Consider the following 20,038-nt stretch of genomic DNA (forward strand, 5'->3'; position numbering starts at 1 on the left):
ATCACGCGCAGCGAGGGGGCCCCGTCTGTGACCGGTAGATCCGACTCGGCGGACAGGCCCTGCGCGTGATCCGGTGACTCGTCGCCGGCCACCGCGCCGCAGTACCTCTTACGGTGCGTCCTCGGTGGGGCGAGAAACCCTGGAACGGGGTCGACCGTTAAGGTGCGTGGCAGCGGCGGCCTGCCGCGGGGCACCGCTACTGGGGACCCGTCCTACCTCCCTTGAGGGCGTGCGGTCAGGGGCCGCTCACCACGCGGCGGCCGCCGGAGGCGGTCACGGTCCGCTCGAGGACCTGGTCGACGAGCTCGTCCAGTCCGGGGTCGGTGCCCTTGGGCAGGGCGGCGACGGTCACTCCAGTATGCCGCGTGCCGTCGCCGGAGGAGTCCGGGCCATCACCGGAGGGGCCCGCGCCGTCTCCGGCCGGGTCGGCCGCGTGCACCGGGGTGACCCGGACGAAGACGCGGCGGCGGCGCACCCCGAGCATGAGCCCCAGGCCGAGCAGCGCCATGCCGGCGAAGACGAGCGCGGGGATGCGGCCGGGGTCGTGCCGGACCATCAGCCCGCCCCAGCGGATCACGGTCTCCAGCTCGATCGAGCCGCGGTCACCCGCCAGCTCTAGCTCCTCGCCGGGCCGGATGAGCAGGCTGGCGGGGCTGCCGTCGTCCTGCAGGACCTGGTCCATCGAGTCGGTCTCGACCGAGAAGACTGACTGGGCCCGGCCCTCGGGGAAGAGGTCGCCCTCGAAGACCGCGAGCACCAGGGCAGGGTCGACCAGGCCGGGGAAGCTGGAGGTCGGCCCGATCTGCGGGTCGAAGGTCAGCGTGGGCAGGAAGCCTCCGACGAAGGCGAGCGCGGGGTCGGCGCCGGGGACCTTGATCGCTCCCTCGGAGGAGTAGTTGTTGTCCTGCGGCAGGAAGGTCACGGCGTCCTGGAAGAGGACCCGGCCCGCCGCATCGCGGACGGTGACCACGGGGGCGTAGCCGTTGCCGAGCAGGAACGCCGAGGTGCCGGCGATATGGAGCGGGTCGTTGACACCGAACCCCGTGCTCCGGGCCGGGCCGTCACCGGCCTGCAGCGTGGCGGTGCCGGCGAAGCGCCGGGGCTGGCCGAACTGCGCGCCTTCGGCCTCGGACTCGAACTCCACGTCCAGGTCGTCCAGGCGCAGGGAGAAGACCGGGATGTCGTCGGGGTCGACCAGCGGCCCCAGGTTCAGGGTGTCGAAGGCGCTCGGTCCCGTGGTGACCGTCTCCCCCTCCTTGACGATGATCTCCCCGCGCCAGCCGAACAGGTGGCCCACGGCGACGGAGACGATGACGCCGAGGATCGCCAGGTGGAACAGCAGGTTGCCGGTCTCCTTGAGGTAGCCCTTCTCCGCCGAGACGACCAGCGACCCGTCCTCCTCCGTGCGCAGCCGGTAGCGGCGGCCGCCCAGCTCGGCGCGCGCGGCGGCGACCACCGCCTCGGGCGCCGCGTCGAGGACCGCCGTGCTGCGGGCGGGCAGCCGGCCCAGCCGGGCCGGTGTGCGGGGCGGCTGGGCGCGCATGGCCTCCAGGTGCTGACGCGAGCGCGGCAGAATGCAGCCCACCAGGCTGACCATCAGCAGCAGGTAGATCGAGGCGAACCACGGCGAGGCGTAGACGTCGAACATCCCGATGCGGTCCAGCCACGGCGCGACGCCGGGGTTCTCCTCGAAGTAGCGCCGCACCCGGACGGGGTCGACCCCGCGCTGCGGGAAGATCGAGCCGGGGATCGCCGCGAGGGCGAGGAGCAGGAGGAGGGCCAGCGCGGTGCGCATGCTGGTCAGCTGCCGCCAGGTCCAGCGCGCCCAGCCGACGGGTCCGAGGCGGGGGCCGCCCAGCGTGGTGCGGTCCTTGGGGTAGCTCGGCTGGATCTGTTCCGGTGACCGCGACGTGCGCACACCGGCGATGACCTTGTCTCTGGGCCCGTTCCGGGTGGTGCCCTCCCCGGTGGTGGCCATGTCAGATCACCGTCGTGAAGTTGCTCGTCAGCCGGGTCTGGACCCACGCGGCCGCCTCGGCCCACACGCCGAGCAGCATCAGCAGGCCCAGCAGGACGAGCAGGCCGCCGCCGACGCGCTGCACGAGCAGGTAGTGGTCGCGCAGCCAGCGCGAGGCGCGGCTGACCCAGCCCAGACCCGCGGCGACGAGCACGAACGGCACCCCCAGGCCCAGGCTGTATGCGGTGCCCAGCACCAGGCGCGCCCGACCTGGTCGTCACCGGGCAGGATCGACGTCCCGAGCGTCTGGATCGCCGCCAGCGCCGGCCCGGTGCAGGCGCTGAACCCCAGCCCGAACGCGACGCCGAGCAGCGGTGCCCCCGCCATCCCCGCGGCCGGGCGCCACCGGACCCGCCACTCGGCCGTCGGCTGCAGCAGCATGACCAGTCCGAGCGCCAGCACCAAGACGCCGGCCACCCGCAGGAGGGTGCCCTGGTGCTCGGTCAGTGCCAGCCCGATGCCGGAGATGACCACGCTCATCGCCAGGAACACGGCGGTGAAGCCGAGCACGAAGAGCAACGCCCCGAGCACGAGGCGACGGCGCGAGGCGGTGCCTCCGCCGGGTGACGTCATACCCCCGACGTAGCCGAGGAACCCCGGGACGAGGGGCAGCACGCAGGGTGAGGCGAAGGAGACCAGGCCCCCGAGCGCGGCGACGAGGGCCGCGCCGAGCAGGGGCCCGGAGAGGACGAGCTCGCTCACCGGGTGCCTTCCTCGGCGAGCACGTCCTCGACCAGGCCGCGTAGGTCGAGGCCTCGACAGGTCCGCTGACCCGGGCGGCGAGGCGCCCCTGGCCGTCCAGGACCATCGTCGTGGGGGTGGCGACGGCCAGCCCCTGCAGCTGGGTCCGCGTGCGGCCGCCGTCGTCCTGGAGAGAGGGGTAGGAGATGTCGTACTTCTGTTGGAACGCGATCGCGCTGGGCACCGAGTCACGGCTGTTGACCCCGATGAACTGCACCGGCTCACCGGCCTCGCGGAACTCGGTGGCGACCTTCTCCAGGTCGGGCGTCTCCTCGATGCACGGTCCGCACCACGAGCCCCAGACGTTGATCACCACGACCTCGCCGAGGTGGTCCTGGGAGGACCACGCCTCCTCCTCCAGGGTGGTGCCCTCGAGCGTGATCACGGTCTCGCGCTCCTTCGGCGCGAGCGCCTGAATGGTGCCGTCCCCCGCGACGTAGCCCTTCTGGTCACCCTGGCGCATCTGGTCGTTGATCGTCGAGCCCTCGCTGCCGCAGCCGGCCAGGGCGATGGTGCAGGCGGCGAGCACGGCCGCCGCGCGGCCCCACGGCACGAGCGTCACCCGACCACCCCTGTCGGGCAAGCTCGCGTGGCGTACACGAAGCAGGTGGGTGGCTTGGCAGCAGTGGGTGCTCGGACGGAGCGGCGCGCGATCCTTGAGCTCTGGGTCCGTGTCAGCAGCCCCCGGTGGTGGGTTGAACGTCGTGCATGTGCCTGTGCATGTGCCGTGCTGAGCGCGGCGCGCGGGCTGGCTGCCCTGGGGTCGTCGGCCTCGTCGATCGACCTTGGGGAGCGAGTCGTCCTCACTGCCTTTTCACCTCTCCGTCACACGGCTGTACGGGTGCTCACCGGTGCCCGGCGGTCGGTCCGACTTTATCCTTGACCGTCAGTGGTTCGGGCGCAGCATGGAGCCGACCGGGCCGCCGAGTCGTGTGCCTGCCACGCCGTGCCGCGACGATGGTCCAGGGCCGGCCCGTTGACCGTGCGCGGCCCTTGGCTCGCGGGTCGTGGTGCGGTTCCTGCGCGGGACGGTGCGGTTGGGCTGTGCCCTGCATGCATACGTCGGCTCCTACGTATGCTGCCAGCATGCTACGTCTGCGTGCCCCCTTCCTCGCGCTCCTCCTCACCTGCCTTCTCGTCGTGCCGGTCGGGGCGTCGAGCGCGCACGACGAGCTCACGGCCACCGAACCGGTCGATGGGTCGACGGTCGAGGCACCAGAGGAGCTGGTGCTCACCTTCTCCGGTCGGCTCTCCGACCTCGGCGCCCAGGTCACCGTCAGCGGCCCGGATGGGCAGTCCGTGGTCGACGGCGGCCCTGAGGTCACCGGCACGAAGCTGGAGCAGGAGCTCGTGGACGACCTCCCTGCGGGGGACTACGCGGTCGTCTGGCGAGTGACCAGTGAGGACGGCCACCCGATCTCAGGCGAGTTGGGCTTCACGGTCGAGCAGAGCACCGAAGACGCGACGGCCGAGGCTGAGCCGTCGACCGAGGCCGAGGCTGCGCCGACCTCCGAGGCCGAGCCGTCGACCCAGGCCGAGCCGACCGCAGCCGCGGGCGATGACGCGGCATCCGAAGCGTCAGAGGGCGCCACGAACTCGCAGGAGGTGCCGGACGGCGGTGGGCTGCCCGTGTGGGCCTGGACCCTCGTGGCGCTCGGGGCCATCGGTGTGCTCGGCCTGCTGGCGCGCACCTGGACCCGCGGGCGGGAGTGAGGCACGCGCGGCGACGCCTACGCTAAGAGAGGCTTACCCGCCGGCTGGCTGACACGGGCGCACCCCTCGAGTGACCCGAACCTGGTCACGGCATCGGTGCACGGGGCCCTGCGCGCAAGGGTGACTCGTCCGCCCGTGAGCCTGCTGCGGTGATCGATTCGACACCGCATCAGTTCCATCTCCTACCCGTTAACTTGCGACACCGTTGTGGTTTCGGGGCTCACGCGGCACCCTGACCAACGTGACGGAGCCCGTCGAGGACTGTTCGGCCCGCGGGTGAGGACGTCGAGCCCGATGTAGCGGTTTTGCGCCGCCCAGGCGCCGTGCTGCTCGGCCAGAACGGGCGCCGACGAGGTGGATGATGGACCCTGCGATTGGGAAAGATGCCGACGACGTCGGTACGCCGGCGGATCTCGCGGTGTCATCATCACCAGCGCACCGTCGAGCAGGGCTCAGCTGTGAGGCAGAGCTGACAGCACTATTCCCACCGGAACACTGACCCCGAGGATCGCCAGAAGTATCCGGTAGATCGCCAAAGGCCAGGAGTGCGTGCGTGGGTGGCGGGCCGCTGCCAGGAACAGGGCGAGCGCCAGGAGCAACAGCACACCACCAGCGACCACCACGGACACCGACTCGGTCAGGGTGCCGAGAAGAACCGCGGCGTTGGCGACGTTGTAGACGAGGAGCTGCCAGCCACGGCGCCTCCCGGATGGTGGGACGACGGCAAGAAGCGCCTGCCCGACACCAAGGCCCACCTGGGCCACCCCAGCCACGAGCACCAAGTAGGCCGCCACCCAGGAACCGTCGGTGAAACCGGTCGGGCCGGTGGCCGCGGCCACGAGCCCACCCGTGATGACGGCGATGAGACCCACGAGCGCGAAGCCGCCCATCGCGTGCCATCGGGCGGTAGAAATCGTTTCCGGTGCTGCCACACTGCCGGCCTGCGGCTTGCTCATGCTTGATCTCCTTCGTCGGTCCCTTTCCGGCCCCCTGTCCGCTCGAAGAGGCTCCTCAGAGTTCCGCGTGGATGCTTGCCAAACTTCCTCACCTTGGGCGGTGGTCAGTGTAGAGGGTGGCGCCTCGCAGCGTGCCTTGGCGGACGTGGTGATCGCGGAAACGGTAGGAGTCGCCGTCGAGGTTGAGCACGACGGAGCGGTGAAGGAGGCGCTGGACGGCAATGTCGCCGAAAGGCGGTCCAAGGAAGCACGGTCCCCGTCCTCGCAATCGCGGCCATCTGACCGGCCCCGCTGATACTGCCCCGCCGCTGTAGCCGGACGTCGACGCACCCGAGGAGATTGATGAGCGCACTGCTCGACGACGCCGCGCGCAGGTGAGCGGGCTGCCCTGCTGCCAGATCACACGAGAACCTACAGCTGTAGTCGCCTGTCCGGACTCAGATTTCATGTCACCCTCTCTTGCATGTCACCGTCTCCTTCGAGGTAAGAGTCCCGTGGAGTGGTGGGCTTTGGGGAGTGGGTGTGGCTCCCTGACGTAGAGGGGTCATCGGCGAAACCTCGGTGTGTACCGCCAAGTACTCACCAGAGGAGATCTCACCGATGACCCTTCCCAGTCTGCCGTATCCGACCTGCTGGACGCACTTCGCGCCGGCGCCGGCGTCGATCTCGTCCGCGAGTCGGTCCGCATCGTGAACCGCCCCACAGAGGACCGCGACCCGCTTCGCCGAGGCGATCCCGACCTCGAACACCCCGAACCCGGGTCAGCACCGACCCGGCGTTGACGCCGGTCCCTCGCCGCGAGGGCCACCGGCCGCCAGGGCCCGGCGACGGGGGTGGGCCGCAGCGCCGCCGACGGTGAGCCACCGGCTTGTCCGCAGCAGCCTGCCGGTCCCATGCGGCTCGCCGACGAGTCCGACCGACCGGTCGAGCAGTTCGTTCGCGACCAGCTGCAGCGCGGCGCCGCCGATCACGATCCGGCGCGCCGGTAGCCCCGCTACTTGGTGACCGTGATGATCCCGCGGGCGCCGGTCTCGGCGTCAGCGGCGATGTGGTTGAGGATCGTGTAATGCCCGGGCGCCGGGAAGGTCGTCTCGACGAAGCCGCCCTGGGCGGGTAGTAGCCCGAGCGCCTGGGAGCCCGCGGAGTGGTAGTCCGGTGGGTCGAGCGGGCCGCGGCCGTTCTTGAGCAGGTGGGTGCCCTCCTTGTAGACGGTGTCAAACTGGGTCCCGACGATGTGGAAGGACAGTGGTCGGTTCGGCCCGATGTCGAGGACCCAGAACCGGACCCGTTCACCAACCTTGGCCGTGAGTGGCCGGTCGACGTACTGGCCCACGAGCCGTTGAACATCACGGCATCGGCCTGGTTCGCGGCCGCCTTGGTGGCGTCGACCGGGCCGCTCTGCGCACCGAGGTAGAGCTCGGACTGGGTGATCACGTAGGACCGGTCGACCTTGGGCAGGTCGGGCGGGTCGATGATGACCGCCCCGGCCATCCCGGCTGCGATGTGCGCCGTCATCGGTGCCGTCAGGCAGTGGTACATCCAGATGCCGGAGCGCTTTGCGGTGAAGGTGTAGACGAGGCTCTCCCCCGGCGCGATGTCGCGCATCGGGACGTCGGGTGAGATCTCGCTCGCGTGGAAGTCGACGGAGTGGGCCATGGTGCCGTTGTTGACGAGCTTGACCACGAACGTGTCGCCGACGCGGCCGTGCAGGACCGGTGCGACCGACCCGCCGTTGTAGGTCCACCGGGTCTGGAAGACCTCGGGCGCGACCTCTGTCTTGACGTCCTCGACCGTGAGCGTGACGTGGTGGACCTTCTCGTCCGTGAGGGGCGGCAGGACGGGGTCGATACCGGTGAAGTCGGCCCCCCACTTCTTCATGAAGTCGATCCTCGGCGAGGTGCTGGCCGGGACGCTCGCAGTGCCTCCGGTCCCACCGATGGCCTTGACGGCGAAGACCATGCCCATCTGGCGGTGGCCGACGACGGAGCACCACCCGTCGATGTCGCCGCTGACGACGCCGACGTCGACCGTCGCCCTCTGGCCGGGCGAGAGGCGTCCGCTCGATGCGCCGTTGGCGAGGACGATGTCGTGGACGTTGGTGGTATCGGTGTTCTTCAGCTCGATGATGAGCTTGTCGCCGAGGGGCGCGGACACCTCGGCGGGGTGGAAGCGCATGTCCTTGGCGGTGACCTCCACCGTTGTCGTGTGGCCGGTCGGGGTGACCGCCGAAGGGTTCTGGTCCTTGCTCGACGCGAGCGTGAGCCGGGTGGCGGTGGGGTCGAGACCGACCCCGATCGTCGCGCCGACGGCGGTGATCGCCAGCCCGGTGACCAGCTCGGCGCGCGACCACGACGTGGCCAGCGGCGCGACCGGCTGAGGCGGGGTGCCGTCGGGGGCGGGCGGCTGCTCCGCGGCAGCGCGCCTGCCCTTGACCCCGGCGTAGATTCCGCGCAGCAGGATGGGGATCGACAGGCCGAGGGCGACCAGGACGAGCACCGACAGAACGACCCTGACCAGGCTCGGCACCGGCAGCCTGGCCAGGGCCAGCCCGACGTTGGCGACGACGACCCGGGCCGTCCCCCAGCGGTCCATCTCCCGCATCCCGAGGCGTAGTACGTGGGGTCCTCCACCGATGGCGACCGGCAGCAGGTAGGACAGTGCACCGAGGACGATCTGCAGGGCGAAGCCCACGACGAAAATCGTCGTGAGGATGCCGTAGCTGTCCGACAGGTCGGCCCAGGAGCCCCGCTCCAGCAGCGACCACGCCATCAGCCCGAGGCCGATGGGGAGCCAGAACAGCCCTGCGCCCGCGGACAGGGCCGGGAAGCTGCTCGGCGGGCGGTTCCGGGCGGCCGCGACGATCGGCCGGTAGACCCAGAGGGTCCCGACGAGGTAGGCGACGATCCCCGCGGCCGCGACGGCGGCGAGGTCGACGAGCGGCCCCACGACGACGAGGACGAGAGCGAGGATGAAGACCGGCAGGGCCTGCTTCGAGGTGGACTCCGCGTTGGGCGCCATCCGGGTGCGGAGCATGGTCGGCCACAAGGTGACCAGGGTGCCGAGCACCGTCAACCCAACCCACCCCAGCAGGTTGATCATGCTGTGCGCGACGAGGAGTCGCCCGTGCCACGGGTCGCCGAGGCCACGGGCGAGCAGCACGCCGAACGTCGCACCGACCGGCAGGAGCAGCGCCGCGACGATGTAGTAGCGCACGGTGATCCGGAAGCGCCCCGGCAGCGCGGCCCGCAACCGGCGTCCGAGCGCGATCGCGTGCCACACGATGGCGGCCGAGATGACCGTGCCCCCGGCGAGGGTCAGGAGCCAGATGTTCGTCGGGACCCCGATGAACACCAGGATGATCCCGACCTGGAAGATGCTCAGCCGTGCCGTCTGCCAGCGGCGCTCCTCGAAGCCGGCCTTCGTCTTGAGCAGCGCGTCGGTAAAGTGGACGCTCCACACCATGGCCGAGTGGGTCACGACGCCGAGGACGACGAGGTGGACCACGAGCCACCGCGACGACGCGAAGAACGGGTGGACCAGCGCGACGAGGAACGCGACGAACAGCCAGATCGCGACGGGACGGTCACGCATGAACCACGTGCCGCGGGCGGTGCTCACGAAACACTCCGATGGGGTGCGGCGGTGCTCGAGGAGGGGGAGGAGGGTACGCCGCGGGGGTGGGTCTGACCGGCCGGTGCCTTCGCGCGCGGCCTGCGTGCGACGGGCCCGGCCAGGCTCGACCCGAACGCGACGACGAAGAACAGCAGCAGGGCGACGATGTTGATGACCGACCCCGCCTGCCAGACCGTGTACAGCTGACCGAGGTCGCCAGCGAGGATCCGGATGAGCAGGCCGACGTGCATGAGCACCAACGGGACCCACATGATCGGGCGATAGGGCAACGGTCGCCGCAGGACCGCGGGCAGGATGACTGGAGCGTGGGCCATGACCATCGAGATCGCGAAGCCGAGCATCGTGGAGTGGACGACGAGATCGTAGAGGTTGCCCCCGAGCTGGGCGCCGCCGATCACCCACGTCATCGCGGCAAGAAAGAGCCAGAAGTAGCCTGCCAGCAGGGAGGCCGCGCTGAACCGGGGCAACCCATTCGCTCGGATCGTCTTGCGGGCGACGTCGTGCCTCACCAGCCAGACCACGAGGGAGACGATGACCAGGCCCGTCAGGCGGGCGCCGAGATCCGGCCACAGGAGGGTCATCAAGAGGGTGATGGTCAGGGCACCGGAATGCAGCACGAGGGTCCGCCCGCCGGTGGGGGGCATGTGCAGGCGGGCCAGCTCGACCCGCTCGGCGCAGATCGTCAACACGACAAAGCCGACGAGCCACGCCAGCAGCCACGGGACCTCGACCCGTAGCCAGAGGAACGCCCCGATGGCGAGGCACACGGCGCCGAGGAACTCGACGATGACGACGTCGTCGTGGCTGCGGCGGAACAGGGCGGCGTAGACAGCAGCGAAGGCGATCGCACCATCGAAGAGGAGGAGCTTGCCGACCATGATCGGCAGCGGGGTGAGCAGCGCGATGCCGCCGAGGCCGAGCAGGAGCGGTGCGGCGAAGCCGAGCCGATGGCGGAGCGCGACGGCCCGCTCCAACGCGATCAGGGTCCCGAGGAAGCCGCCGACCATGAGCATGCCGTGCAGGTCGCCCGTCCGGGCCGCCTCGACCGGGGCGTCCACGCCGACGAGCGTGAGCGCGGCGTTGACCCCTGCGAGCATGGCGATGCCGGCCGGGACCAGGAACACCGCACGCGACAGGGCCTGGCTCGATCCGGTCTTTTCCACGGCCTCAACTGTAGATAATCGGCCCATCAATCTCGAACTCCACCCCCTCGCCAAACGTCGCGTACCGGCTCAACCTCGCACCAGGGGCGGAGGATCTCCGCGACGACCCCGCTCATGCCGAGCGGATCGCGGCTTCTCGGCAGACTGCTTGGCGACCCCCCCGGGCGGAGCCGCCACGGAAAGCCCCAGGGGAGGGGTCAGGGCACGATGACGGTCTTGCCCACAGCGTGGCCCGTCTCGACGACGGCTAGCGCCTGGCGGGCCTGGTCCAACGGGTACTCTCCGCTGATCCGCGGGTAATCACCTCGTATCCGATCACCGAGGTGATCTTCTCGAACGCCTCTGGGTCACGCGAGCGGCCCGTCCCGCCCAGCTCGGTCACGGTCCGGGGGTCGGCGGCTGAGACGATCCGGTCCGGTGTCGTGGCCAGCGGAGCGACATCCCGCAGCGCCTGACCCCCGACGAGGTCGACGACCAGGTCGACGCCCTGCGGGGCGAGTTCGCGGACGGCCGCCGGTGCCCCGTGGCCGGCGGCCACGAACGTGGCCCCGGTCGACTCCACGAGGTCACGCTTGTCCTGCGAGGCGATCCCGATGACCCGGAACTTGTGCACCCGGCCGATCTCGGCGGCCAGGTGGCCGACGCCGCCACCAGCACCTAGGACGAGCATGGTCTGGCCGGTCTCGAGCTCGATCTCGTGGGTGAGGTCGTATGCCGTGGTCCCCGCCACCGGGATGGTGGCTGCCACGGCGAACGAGATCTCGTCCGGCTTGGCGACGGCCTGCTCGGCCCGCAGCAGGGCATGGTCTGCGAACCCGCCCTGTCCCGGTGCCACCGGGCCCAGAACCTCCTCGCCCACGGCAAACGCCTCGACTCCCGGTCCGAGCGCGGCGACCACGCCGGCGACCTCGCGGCCCATCGGGACCGGCAGGTCTGCCTCCCGCCCGAGGTATCCCTCGCGGATCTTCCAGTCCACCGGGTTCACCCCGGCGGCGCGGACCTCGACGAGGATCTCGCCCGGCCCCGGTTCGGGAACAGGGCGCTCGATCAGCTCCTCACCTTCGGGGCCGCCGTACTGGTTGAACACGTACGCCCGTGACAACTCTGCTCTCCATTCTGCGAATCTTCGAATCTTCGAGGTAAGGCGGTTGACGCTGCTCAGCGCGCGGAGGGCTCGTCGTGGCCCTGCTCATGGGCCCGGTCGGCCTCCTCCTTGGTGGCGAAGGCAGCCTGCGGAGCGTGCTCGGGCGGGGCGTAGACGGTGTAGAGCACCAGCGGCTCCTCACCGGTGTTGCGGAAGTTGTGCTCCGCTCCGGCCGGGACGGCGCACTGGTCACCGGCCTCGACGGGGTGGGTGTGGCCCTGCAGGTCCGCGTGCCCGGTCCCGCTGATGAAGGTCAGGATCTGGTCGCCGTGCTCGTGCACCTCGGTGCCGATCTCCTCACCCGGTGGGATGGTCATGATGACGATCTGGGCGTGCTCACCGGTCCACAGGACCCTGCGGTAGTCGGGGCTCTCCTTGGCGGTGTCGGCGATGGTGAAGTGCTCGATGTTCTGACCGAGGGAGAAGTTCTCCTGAGTCATGGTGCTCCTTTCGTGTCCGTTGCGGACGTTGTGTCGGTATGTGGTGGCTGCGCGGCGCACCGGTGGTCGGGAGGCCGCCGCGCGGCAACTGGTGGGGTCAGGCAGGCTGGACGACCCGGGCCTCGTCGGTGGCGGTCAGGCCGCTGTCGTTGTCCTGCCTGGCGGGCCGGTCCTCGCGCCGGCGCAGCAGCCGCATCGCGTTGACGATGACGACCAGCACGGAGATCTCGTGGACGAGCATCCCGATGGCCATCGTGACGCCGCCGAAGAGGACACCGAGCATCAGCACGACGACGGTGACCAGCGCGATCGTGATGTTCTGACGCATGTTGTTGACCGTCCGCCTGGCCAGGCCGAGCGCCTCGGGCAGCTTGAGCAGGTTGTCCTTCATCAGGGCGATGTCGGCCGTCTCGATCGCCACGCCGGTGCCGGCGGCTCCCATGGCCACGCCGATGTCGGCGGTGGCCAGGGCCGGGGCGTCGTTGACGCCGTCGCCGACCATGGCCACGGTATAGCCCTGCTGGCGGAGCTCGTCGACGGCCTCCAGCTTGTCCTCGGGCAGGAGCCCGGCGCGCACCTCGTCGATGCCGACCTGCCCGCCGACGGCCCGGGCGACCGGCTCGATGTCACCGGTGAGCATGACGACCTTCTTCACGCCCCTGGCGTGCAGCCGGCGCACCATCTCCGGAGCGTTCTCGCGGATCTTGTCCGCGACCGCGACCACGCCGATCGCGCGGCCGTCGCAGGCGACCACCATCGGGGTGCGGCCCTTCGCGGCCAGGTCGGCCACGACCCCGGCGGCCTTGCTCTCGTCCTCGCTGCCCTCGACCTGCTCGGCCTGGAGCAGGGCGAGGTTGCCGACCGCGATCCGGTGGCCGTCGAGCGAGGCGATGATGCCCTTGCCGGGCACCGGCTCGGTGTGGGAGGGCAGGCCCAGCACCGGCAGGCCCTTCTCGGCGGCGGCCTCCAGGATGGGGCGGGCCAGCGGGTGCTCCGAGCCGGCCTCGGCGCGGGCGGCCATGCGCAGCACCTCGTCCTCGTCCATGACCGGGTGGTCCGGACCGAGGTCGGGGTACAGGGCGATCACGTCGGTCAGCCGCGGTCGGCCCTGCGTGAGGGTGCCGGTCTTGTCCAGCGCGACGGCATCGATCTTGGCGGAGGTCTCCAGGAACTCGCCGCCCTTGATCAGGATGCCGTCCTTGGCGCCGCGGCCGATGCCGGCCACGATCGAGACCGGGATCGAGATGACCAGGGCGCCGGGGCAGGCGATGACCAGCAGGGTCAGGGCCAGGACCACGTCCTGGGTGACCAGACCGAGCACGACCGCCAGCACGATGATGGCCGGGGTGTACCAGGCGGAGAAGCGGTCCATGAACTTCTGCGTCTTCGCCTTGGCGTCCTGAGCCTCCTCGACCCGGTGGATGATCCGGGCCAGGGTGGTGTCGGCGCCGACCCCGGTCGCCTTGACCTGCAGGAAGCCGCCGGTGGAGATGGTGCCGGCGAACACCTGGTCGCCTGTCATCTTCTCGACCGGGATGGACTCTCCGGTGATCGAGGCCTCGTCGAGCGCGCCGGTGCCGCCGGTGACCTTGCCGTCGACCGGGACCTTGGCGCCGTTCTTGTCCAGGACGGTCTCGCCCAGGGCGACCTCGTGGGCCGGGACCTCGACCTGCTCGCCGTCGCGCAGCACGATCGCCACGTCGGGGGCCACCGCGACCAGCTCGGCCAGCGCCGACCGCGTCCTGTTCAGGGTGGCGTCCTCCAGGGCGTGGCCGATGGCGAACAGGAAGGTCACCGCGGCGGCCTCCCAGTAGTTGCCGATGATGACCGCGCCGATGGCGGCGACCGAGACCAGCAGGTCGATGCCGATGACCTTGGCGGTCAGCGCGTTCCAGGCCTTGATGACGACGGGGGTGCCGGCGATGACCGCGGCAGCGACCATCAGGATGTCGCCCCACAGCTGGTTCTCCCAGATCCGGCTCGATGCGAACGAGGCCAGGATCAGCAGACCCGAGACCACCGGGACGGCCCAGCGGCGATACAGCCAGCCTTGGACCTTGTTCATGCGTCTTTCCTCTCGAAGAACATATGGTGGGGGTGTGCCGCTCCCCGCGATCCGGGCCCACCCACAGGTAGGGGCGAACCGGGGATCACGCGATGGGGCCGGCTGCTCGGGGCGACCTCTAGAAGGCGGCGGGCTTGGCGGTGTAGCCGGCCTTGGCGACCGCGGCGACCAGGTCGTCGGTGCTGGCCTTGGCCGGGTCGTGCACGACCTCGATCCGGGCCGAGGCGAAATGGACCTTCACCGACTCCACGCCCTTGATGCGGCCGACCTGCCTCTCGATCTTGGCCACGCAGGAGGGGCAGGAAAAGCCCTCGGCCCGCAGGATGGTCTTGGTGGTGCTCGTGGTCACGCTCATCATGGTTTCCTTCCGCTCGTCCTCAAACCCTTTCCGGGGTGTTGACTTCACGGTACGCAGAACCCGCCCCGCGTTCCTTGACTCAGATCAAGTGGCCGCAGGAGCAAACACCCGGCACCACCACTGGGTCTAAGAGAGTGGGGCGCGCCGCCGCGCGCGGTGTAGGTTCCCGCGATGAGCCGCCCCGGGATGTCCGGAGACTCGGTTGTGTGTCTCACCCAGCCTGGGCGAGGGGGGTTCTGTGAGCGTAGTGGATCTGCTCGACGACGGCCGGGGTGAGGTCCTCGAGGGACTCGTGCGGCCGCTGGGTGTTGAAGAAGTCGACCCACTCGAAGGTGGCGACCTCGACGTGGTTCACGTCCCGCCACGGACCGTGACGGTTGATCTGCTCGGTCTTGAACGAGCCGATCGTGCTCTCGGCCAGGGCGTTGTCGTACGCTTATCCGGCTAATCGGCCTCGTGGGGAGGCGTTGGCCGGATAACGGGGTCAGTTCAGGTTTTGGAGTCGGCGTAGTTGTTCTTCGTGGCTACGGACGCGGTCGGCGAGGGCGTTCACGGTTGCGCGTAGGGTGGCGATCTGGTCGGTGAGCGGGGCCAGGGGTCCGTCGGTGCTGCGTTGATGGTGCTCGACGACCGCGCGCAGGGCCCGGTTGCGGTAGAGCGTGGAGCGGGCGAGCCCGGTGACGGCGGCGACCTGAGTGAAGGTGACGGGGCGGCCGTCCCGGGCCAGTTCGGCGCAGGCACGTTCGACGGAGTTCAGGACGTGGGTGTTGGTCATCCGGTGCTGGCTTCCGTGTCGGCGATCAGGGCGTCGAGGCGCGCGATCAGCTTGTGGTGCCGTTCGGCCTCACTGATCCATCCTCGTTCCTCGGCGTCTCGGGCCAGGGCTTGGGCGTCGACGCGTTGGGCTGCCAGGATCGGCAGTGAAGAGGCGTTGGCGCGGTAGGAGGGGCAGTGCTCGCAGATGTTGGCGTAGGCGCAGGCACCCTGGGCCGGTGCGCGTAGGCAGAACCCGCCGGCCATGCGCGACTTCAGCAGCGGTGTGGCGCGCCAGTCCTTACCGCCGGTGATGTCGGCCAGTGGGAGCTGGGTGCGGCCCGAGGTGCTGGGTTCGGTCAGCGGAGCCGGTGCTGGGAGCTGCTGCTTGGCCAGTTCCAGGGCGCGCTCGTATTCGGTGCGGACGGTGGAGTCGAACAGGCGCCCGTAGCGCAGGCTCATCTCGGCGCTGGCGTGGCCCAGCAGCGCCATCAGAGCCTGCAAGGAGACGCCGGCGTTGACCAGTGCGGTGGCGTAGGTGTGCCGCAGCTGGTGGGAGGTGACGTGGCCCAGGCCGGCGGCCTCGGCGGCGTGGTCGAGCTCGGCGCGCAGAGCTTGCTGGCCCAGCCTGCGCCCGTGGTGGGTGAGCAGGAACTGGGCCGGTCGTCGGTAGCGCGGATGGGCCATGGGGCGACCGTGGGAGCGGAGCGCGGTGATCTTGTCGACCAGGTCGAGGGACTCCATGTCGAGGGGGACCATCCGCTCGGTGCCCATTTTGCCCAGCGGGACCTTGAGCCAGGCGCCGTTGCCCTCGATCTGGTGCACGCAGTCCAACTCCAGGTCCAGCAGCTCGCCGATGCGCAGCCCGCAGGCGCGTTGCAGGCGCAGTGCCAGGGCGGCCAGCTCGTTGCCGGGCTGGTCGGTCAGGGCCTGGGTCAGGGCGCGGTCGGCGTCCACGGGCAGGTACCGCGGTAGCAGCTGGGGCAGCTTGGGGATGTCGTCGCGGAAGATGACCTTGCGGGCCGGGGCGGCGTCCCAGCCCCACTCGGTGATGTCGGTCAGGAACGTGGCCACCGCCAGCACGCGCCGGTTCCGGTCGCCGATGCTGATCGGTGCCCCGTCCTTGTCGCTGAGCGTCTCGGTCAGCGAGGCGAGCCAGGGTTCGATGTGGCGGCGCCGGTCCAGGTCGCCGACCGAGGCCAGGGTGGGGTCGATGGTGGTCAAGAAGACGCCGAAGTGCTTGAGCCGGGTGGCCATCGCCGAGACGGTCTTGACCTGGCAGGTCGCCTTCTTGCGTTCCAGGTAAGCGATCATCTCGGCCCGGATCGAGGCAGTCACGGGCGCGAGCCGCTCAGGGAGCGGCACCGGGCCGGCGCAGGTAGGCAGGGTGCCGAGGATGCCGAGGTGGTACAGCACCCGGTGGGTGTTGCTGATGGCCGACAGGTAGTGACGGTGGCTGGTCCCGGTGCGACGAGCCCGCTCCTGGCAGGCGGCAGCGAACTGCTCCAGGTCGGCGACAGTCAACGCCTCGATGCTGCGACCAGTCTGAATCAGCAGCCGTGCCGGGACCTGGGAGCCGGTAGACAGGCGCACCCGCATGGAGAAGCCGAGTTCCTCGGCGGCGGTGAGGAAGCGGTCGACCTCATCCTGCAGAGGACTGCCGACGAGCTCGCGCCAGATCGAGGAGAACTTGCGTTCCAGCAGGTAGTCGTAGCCTGGCCGTAGCCCCCGGTGCAGCATCAGGAACGTGATCACCGGGCGGGTGGCGCTGTCAGCGGCGAGCCGGTCGGCCAGAGGCAGGGCGGCCCAGTCCTGCGGGTCGGGCCAGGACTGGAAGAACCTGCGCGCGGCCCGCTCGTACGGTGGGCTTCCGCGGCCGGTCGCGGCCAGGCGGTCCAGGTAGGCGCCCAGCAGATCTCCGCCCCGTGCGGCGGGGTCAGTGGTGCTGGTTCCGTAGGCGTTCGCGTGCGGCATCGAACTCGGCTTTCACGTGGGCCGGGGCCAGGTGGACGTAGCGGGCGGTGGTGTCGACGTGGGCGTGCCCGAGCAGGGCCTGCATCACCGCCAGGTCGACACCGGCGCCTGCCAGGACGGTGCCGAAGGTGTGCCGCAGCGCGTGCGGGTGGCCGCCGCAGATGCCGGTCAGCTCCCGGTGGTAGCGGAAGATCGTGCGTAACCCGGCCGGGGTCAGGCCCTGGCCGCGATTGGGTCCTTTGGCCACCAGGAAGAGCCGGTCGCAGTCCGACTCCGGGCGCTCGGCCAGCAGGTACACGTCGATCACCGAGGCGACGTCCGCATCCAACGGGACGCGTCGCTGCTTGGCGCCCTTGCCGGTGACGGTGACCCAGCGGGCGCCGATGTCGACGTCGGTGACCGCTAGGCCCAGGACCTCGCACGAGCGCAGCCCGCACCACAGCATCAGCCCGGCGATCGCCCGGTCGCGCCAGGTGCGGAGGCTGCCCACCAGGGTGGCGGCGTCCGAGGCGGTCAGCGCGGTCGGTAACCGGGTCGGTTCGCGCAGCCTCAGCGCCGAACGCTGCCGGCGCCGTCGGGTGGTGTGCGCCAGCATCCCGGACCGCTCACCGGCCACCGTCCAGCGTGCCTCGCGCCCCTTGGGGACAGGGTTCTTCGCCTCCGGTGAACGCAGCCCGACGAAGGCGAACAACCCCGAGATCGCCGCCAGCCGGCGGTTGATCGTCGTGGCGGCGTACCGGTCCACGCGTTGTCCGCTCATCGACACCACGTTCGGCCCCGGCCTGCCCGGCACGCTCGCCTCGCGGCAGGCTCGCAGGTACTCCAGCAGCACGTCGGTGCTCACCTGCTCGAGGACGACGCCGCGCGCGTCCAGCCACCGGCAGAACGCGAGCAGGTCATACCCGTAGGCCCGGACCGTCAAGCGCGAGTAGTTCCGGTCCAGCAGGTGGCTCAGGTACTCATTCACCACCCCGAACCGCGCAGTAGTAGAACGCCCCGGCCTCCACGTCCTTGCCACGTGAGTAGACATCAGGGCCCTTGTAGGCGGGTAGATGCTCCAGGAGTTGCTGTCGCAGCGTCCGGAAGAATCGTTCCATGGTGGGCTTGTCCGTCGGCTTGTGCGGGATCGCGGGCTGGATGTTGATCCCCAGGCGGTGACACACGGTCTTGGTGTGCCCGGACAGGTAGACCTTGCCGTGGTCGACCACGATCGTGTCCGGCAGGGCACCCGTGGTCATCGTGATCAGCTGGTCCGGGACGCCGACGTACGGTGCCGGCACCTCGCCCTCAACGTCCGGTCCCCACTGCTGCGGGGTGACCACCTGGAACAGCACCGATGCCACGTCCTGCGCCTTGGTCGACACAGCCCTCAAGGCCAGGCCGAGGACGCACCGGGAGTACAGGTCCTTCGCGATCGTCAGCTCGGTGTTGACCCACCGACCGGTCACCGGCTCCATCGCGAACACGTCCAGGCGAGTCGTGTCCAGCACGACGTACTGGCCGGGCCGGTCAGCCCGCAACCTGCCCAGCACGCCCTGCGGCCGTTCGGCCACCGACCTACGTTGCTTGGCGGCCCCGAACGTGTAATGGCCCTTGTCGAGCTCTCGAAGTCGGCGGTAGGCCACTGCCTGGGATGGAACTGCTGCCCCAGGGTGATCCTGAAGGTAGAGCGCGTTCGTCTTGAGCAGCACCGACTTCATCGTGGGGTTGGAGAGATCCTTGAACGAATCGAGCACCTGCAGGCACGCCTGGTCCCATTCCTGGGCGACCGATCGACGGGAAGTCTGGAGCAGGCGTGCGTCAACCAGACCGACAAGGCCTCGGTCCGCGTAGCGGGCGGCCCGCCGCCGTGCTGTACGCGCAGAGATCCTCAGCTGCTCACCCGCCCGTTGGTACCTCTCCTCAAGCGGGACCTCGATCATCCCGAGAACGAGGTCGTCGAAGACTTGCGCCTCGGCCTCGACCGCCCGGCGCTGGGCGGCACTCAGGGCGGAGAGAACGACAGCATCGAGTTCCGTCTGTGACTGACCCTCGTCGACCTGGTCATCCAGTGGCTGCGCGAGGCCGACGAGTGACGGTGCGTGGACCTTCCTGAGACTGTCGCCAGAGCGCAGCAGCACGGTGGCGCCGTCGTGCTCGACCACGGTCCAGGCGCTTCCCTGGAACCAGAGTCGGGCACCGATTGACACGTCCAGGCTGTCGGTACTCACACCGGCACCTCCGCTGGGGAGGTCAGCAGCGTCTCAGCGCCCAGAGGTTGTTGCAGGTTGGCCCAGGCCTCGCCACGCCACAGGCACCCCAGGACGGCCACGCGCCATGAGGCGTCGTCGCACATCGACGGCTTGCGGGCGACGGCCTCACTCAGGGTGACGTCCCCTGGGGCAAGAACCGCCCGTGCCTGGTCGAGGACGACGGCGGGTAGTCGCTCGGGGCGACGGCCGACAGCCAGGGTCTTGATGTTGCGCAGCACGACTGGATCTCCGCCGGAGAAGACCTCGTAGCCCCAGCCCTTGTCCCGACACAACCCGCGTGTCCAGTCGAACTGGGCCCGCACCGCGGACTTGTCCAGGAACTCTGCCGGTTTCACGTCGACCAAGGTGACCGTCCGGTCGACATGGACCAGGAGGACATCTGGCACGTGCGAAGGCTGGGGGCCGGTGCCGCTGCCGGTGATCTGGAACGGTTGGGTCGCGAGGGCCACGACGGTCAGGTCGAAGTCCGCCAACCACAGCCGGTCCAGCTCGAGCAGACTCTCGTAGACCAGGGTCCTCTGGTTCGTTGCCGACCAGAACAGCCCCGGGTAGTTGCCCTGTCCCCGGTAGGACGGCGGGATGCGGACCGGAAGACCCTCGACGATCAGCTCGGCGCGCGCCTCCCGCCACGTCGTCGTGACCTCGTCACCGGCGCCGTTGCAGTACCGCAAGGCGACCTCGCGCACGCGCACACTGCCATCGTGCCCGCCTGACAGATGGGCGAGAAATCTGACACGCGACTGACAACAAAGTGAGAAATGGCCAACTTGGCTGAGAACCTACAGAACTAGTGTAGGTTCGCGGCCGATCTGTCGGGCCAGCGGGTCGC

General features: G+C 69.9%; 17 protein-coding genes and 2 pseudogenes. 1 reads left to right on the plus strand and 18 read right to left on the minus strand.

The window, feature by feature from the left end; translation table 11 throughout:
* Positions 1 to 235 precede the first annotated feature (235 nt).
* From resB to BJF80_RS05395, 4 genes and pseudogenes are all read right to left on the minus strand, one after another.
* Positions 236 to 1,978, minus strand: a complete 1,743-nt coding sequence (resB, locus tag BJF80_RS05385) for a cytochrome c biogenesis protein ResB (RefSeq protein WP_237767434.1) — start codon at positions 1,976 to 1,978, stop codon at positions 236 to 238.
* A 1-nt stretch (position 1,979) separates the two neighbouring features.
* Positions 1,980 to 2,102 (minus strand): hypothetical protein, encoded by a 123-nt coding sequence (locus BJF80_RS21045; protein ID WP_321166349.1) that lies wholly within the window; start codon positions 2,100 to 2,102, stop codon positions 1,980 to 1,982.
* Complete coding sequence (locus BJF80_RS21760; protein ID WP_446740568.1) at positions 2,057 to 2,719, minus strand: cytochrome c biogenesis CcdA family protein; 663 nt, start codon at positions 2,717 to 2,719, stop codon at positions 2,057 to 2,059. The genes BJF80_RS21045 and BJF80_RS21760 overlap by 46 nt, the downstream gene beginning before the upstream one ends.
* A gap of 112 nt (positions 2,720 to 2,831) precedes the next feature.
* A pseudogene (locus BJF80_RS05395) lies at positions 2,832 to 3,221 on the minus strand (TlpA disulfide reductase family protein); the annotation flags it as partial.
* 623 nt (positions 3,222 to 3,844) lie between these two features.
* On the opposite strand from BJF80_RS05395, the gene BJF80_RS18730 reads away from it, so the two are divergent.
* Positions 3,845 to 4,471 (plus strand): copper resistance CopC family protein, encoded by a 627-nt coding sequence (locus BJF80_RS18730; RefSeq protein WP_075812001.1) that lies wholly within the window; start codon positions 3,845 to 3,847, stop codon positions 4,469 to 4,471.
* 452 nt (positions 4,472 to 4,923) lie between these two features.
* On the opposite strand, the gene BJF80_RS05405 is transcribed toward BJF80_RS18730, so the two are convergent.
* The 14 genes and pseudogenes from BJF80_RS05405 to BJF80_RS05470 form a co-directional block, all read right to left on the minus strand.
* Entirely contained in the window at positions 4,924 to 5,427 is a 504-nt protein-coding gene (locus tag BJF80_RS05405) for a hypothetical protein (RefSeq protein WP_202817142.1), read from the minus strand.
* Between the two features lie 594 nt (positions 5,428 to 6,021).
* Entirely contained in the window at positions 6,022 to 9,045 is a 3,024-nt protein-coding gene (locus BJF80_RS17580; RefSeq protein ID WP_237767435.1) for a multicopper oxidase domain-containing protein, read from the minus strand.
* Entirely contained in the window at positions 9,042 to 10,223 is a 1,182-nt protein-coding gene (locus BJF80_RS05420; protein ID WP_237767436.1) for a DUF8744 domain-containing protein, read from the minus strand. Before BJF80_RS05420 ends, BJF80_RS17580 begins: the two co-directional genes overlap by 4 nt.
* A gap of 197 nt (positions 10,224 to 10,420) precedes the next feature.
* On the minus strand, positions 10,421 to 10,495 hold the full coding sequence (locus tag BJF80_RS21060; RefSeq protein WP_321166347.1) for a hypothetical protein: 75 nt from the start codon (positions 10,493 to 10,495) through the stop codon (positions 10,421 to 10,423).
* On the minus strand, positions 10,471 to 11,325 hold the full coding sequence (locus tag BJF80_RS05425) for an NADP-dependent oxidoreductase (RefSeq protein WP_321166342.1): 855 nt from the start codon (positions 11,323 to 11,325) through the stop codon (positions 10,471 to 10,473). Before BJF80_RS05425 ends, BJF80_RS21060 begins: the two co-directional genes overlap by 25 nt.
* A 56-nt stretch (positions 11,326 to 11,381) precedes the next feature.
* On the minus strand, positions 11,382 to 11,807 hold the full coding sequence (locus BJF80_RS05430; protein WP_075812007.1) for a cupin domain-containing protein: 426 nt from the start codon (positions 11,805 to 11,807) through the stop codon (positions 11,382 to 11,384).
* A gap of 97 nt (positions 11,808 to 11,904) precedes the next feature.
* Positions 11,905 to 13,872, minus strand: coding sequence for a heavy metal translocating P-type ATPase (locus BJF80_RS05435; protein ID WP_075812009.1), 1,968 nt, complete (start codon positions 13,870 to 13,872; stop codon positions 11,905 to 11,907).
* Between the two features lie 118 nt (positions 13,873 to 13,990).
* Positions 13,991 to 14,227 (minus strand): heavy-metal-associated domain-containing protein, encoded by a 237-nt coding sequence (locus BJF80_RS05440; protein WP_414899278.1) that lies wholly within the window; start codon positions 14,225 to 14,227, stop codon positions 13,991 to 13,993.
* A 214-nt stretch (positions 14,228 to 14,441) separates the two neighbouring features.
* Positions 14,442 to 14,666 (minus strand): annotated as a pseudogene (locus BJF80_RS05445) (integrase core domain-containing protein); the annotation flags it as partial.
* A 48-nt stretch (positions 14,667 to 14,714) separates the two neighbouring features.
* Positions 14,715 to 15,005, minus strand: a complete 291-nt coding sequence (locus BJF80_RS05450) for a DUF6262 family protein (RefSeq protein WP_075812013.1) — start codon at positions 15,003 to 15,005, stop codon at positions 14,715 to 14,717.
* Positions 15,002 to 16,957 carry a site-specific integrase gene (locus tag BJF80_RS05455; RefSeq protein ID WP_083673467.1) on the minus strand — a complete coding sequence of 652 codons (1,956 nt, stop codon included), beginning with the start codon at positions 16,955 to 16,957 and terminating at the stop codon, positions 15,002 to 15,004. The genes BJF80_RS05450 and BJF80_RS05455 overlap by 4 nt, the downstream gene beginning before the upstream one ends.
* The gene (locus BJF80_RS05460) at positions 16,920 to 17,924 is read right to left on the minus strand and encodes a tyrosine-type recombinase/integrase (protein ID WP_237767437.1); all 1,005 of its coding nucleotides are present in this window, start codon (positions 17,922 to 17,924) and stop codon (positions 16,920 to 16,922) included. Before BJF80_RS05460 ends, BJF80_RS05455 begins: the two co-directional genes overlap by 38 nt.
* Complete coding sequence (locus BJF80_RS05465) at positions 17,917 to 19,167, minus strand: TnsB C-terminal domain-containing protein (protein WP_075812017.1); 1,251 nt, start codon at positions 19,165 to 19,167, stop codon at positions 17,917 to 17,919. Before BJF80_RS05465 ends, BJF80_RS05460 begins: the two co-directional genes overlap by 8 nt.
* On the minus strand, positions 19,164 to 19,895 hold the full coding sequence (locus BJF80_RS05470) for a TnsA-like heteromeric transposase endonuclease subunit (RefSeq protein ID WP_158068479.1): 732 nt from the start codon (positions 19,893 to 19,895) through the stop codon (positions 19,164 to 19,166). The genes BJF80_RS05465 and BJF80_RS05470 overlap by 4 nt, the downstream gene beginning before the upstream one ends.
* Positions 19,896 to 20,038 lie beyond the last annotated feature (143 nt).

It is taken from the genome of Serinicoccus sp. CUA-874 (assembly GCF_001942225.1).
GTDB classification, from domain to species: Bacteria; Actinomycetota; Actinomycetes; order Actinomycetales; family Dermatophilaceae; genus Ornithinicoccus; species Ornithinicoccus marinus.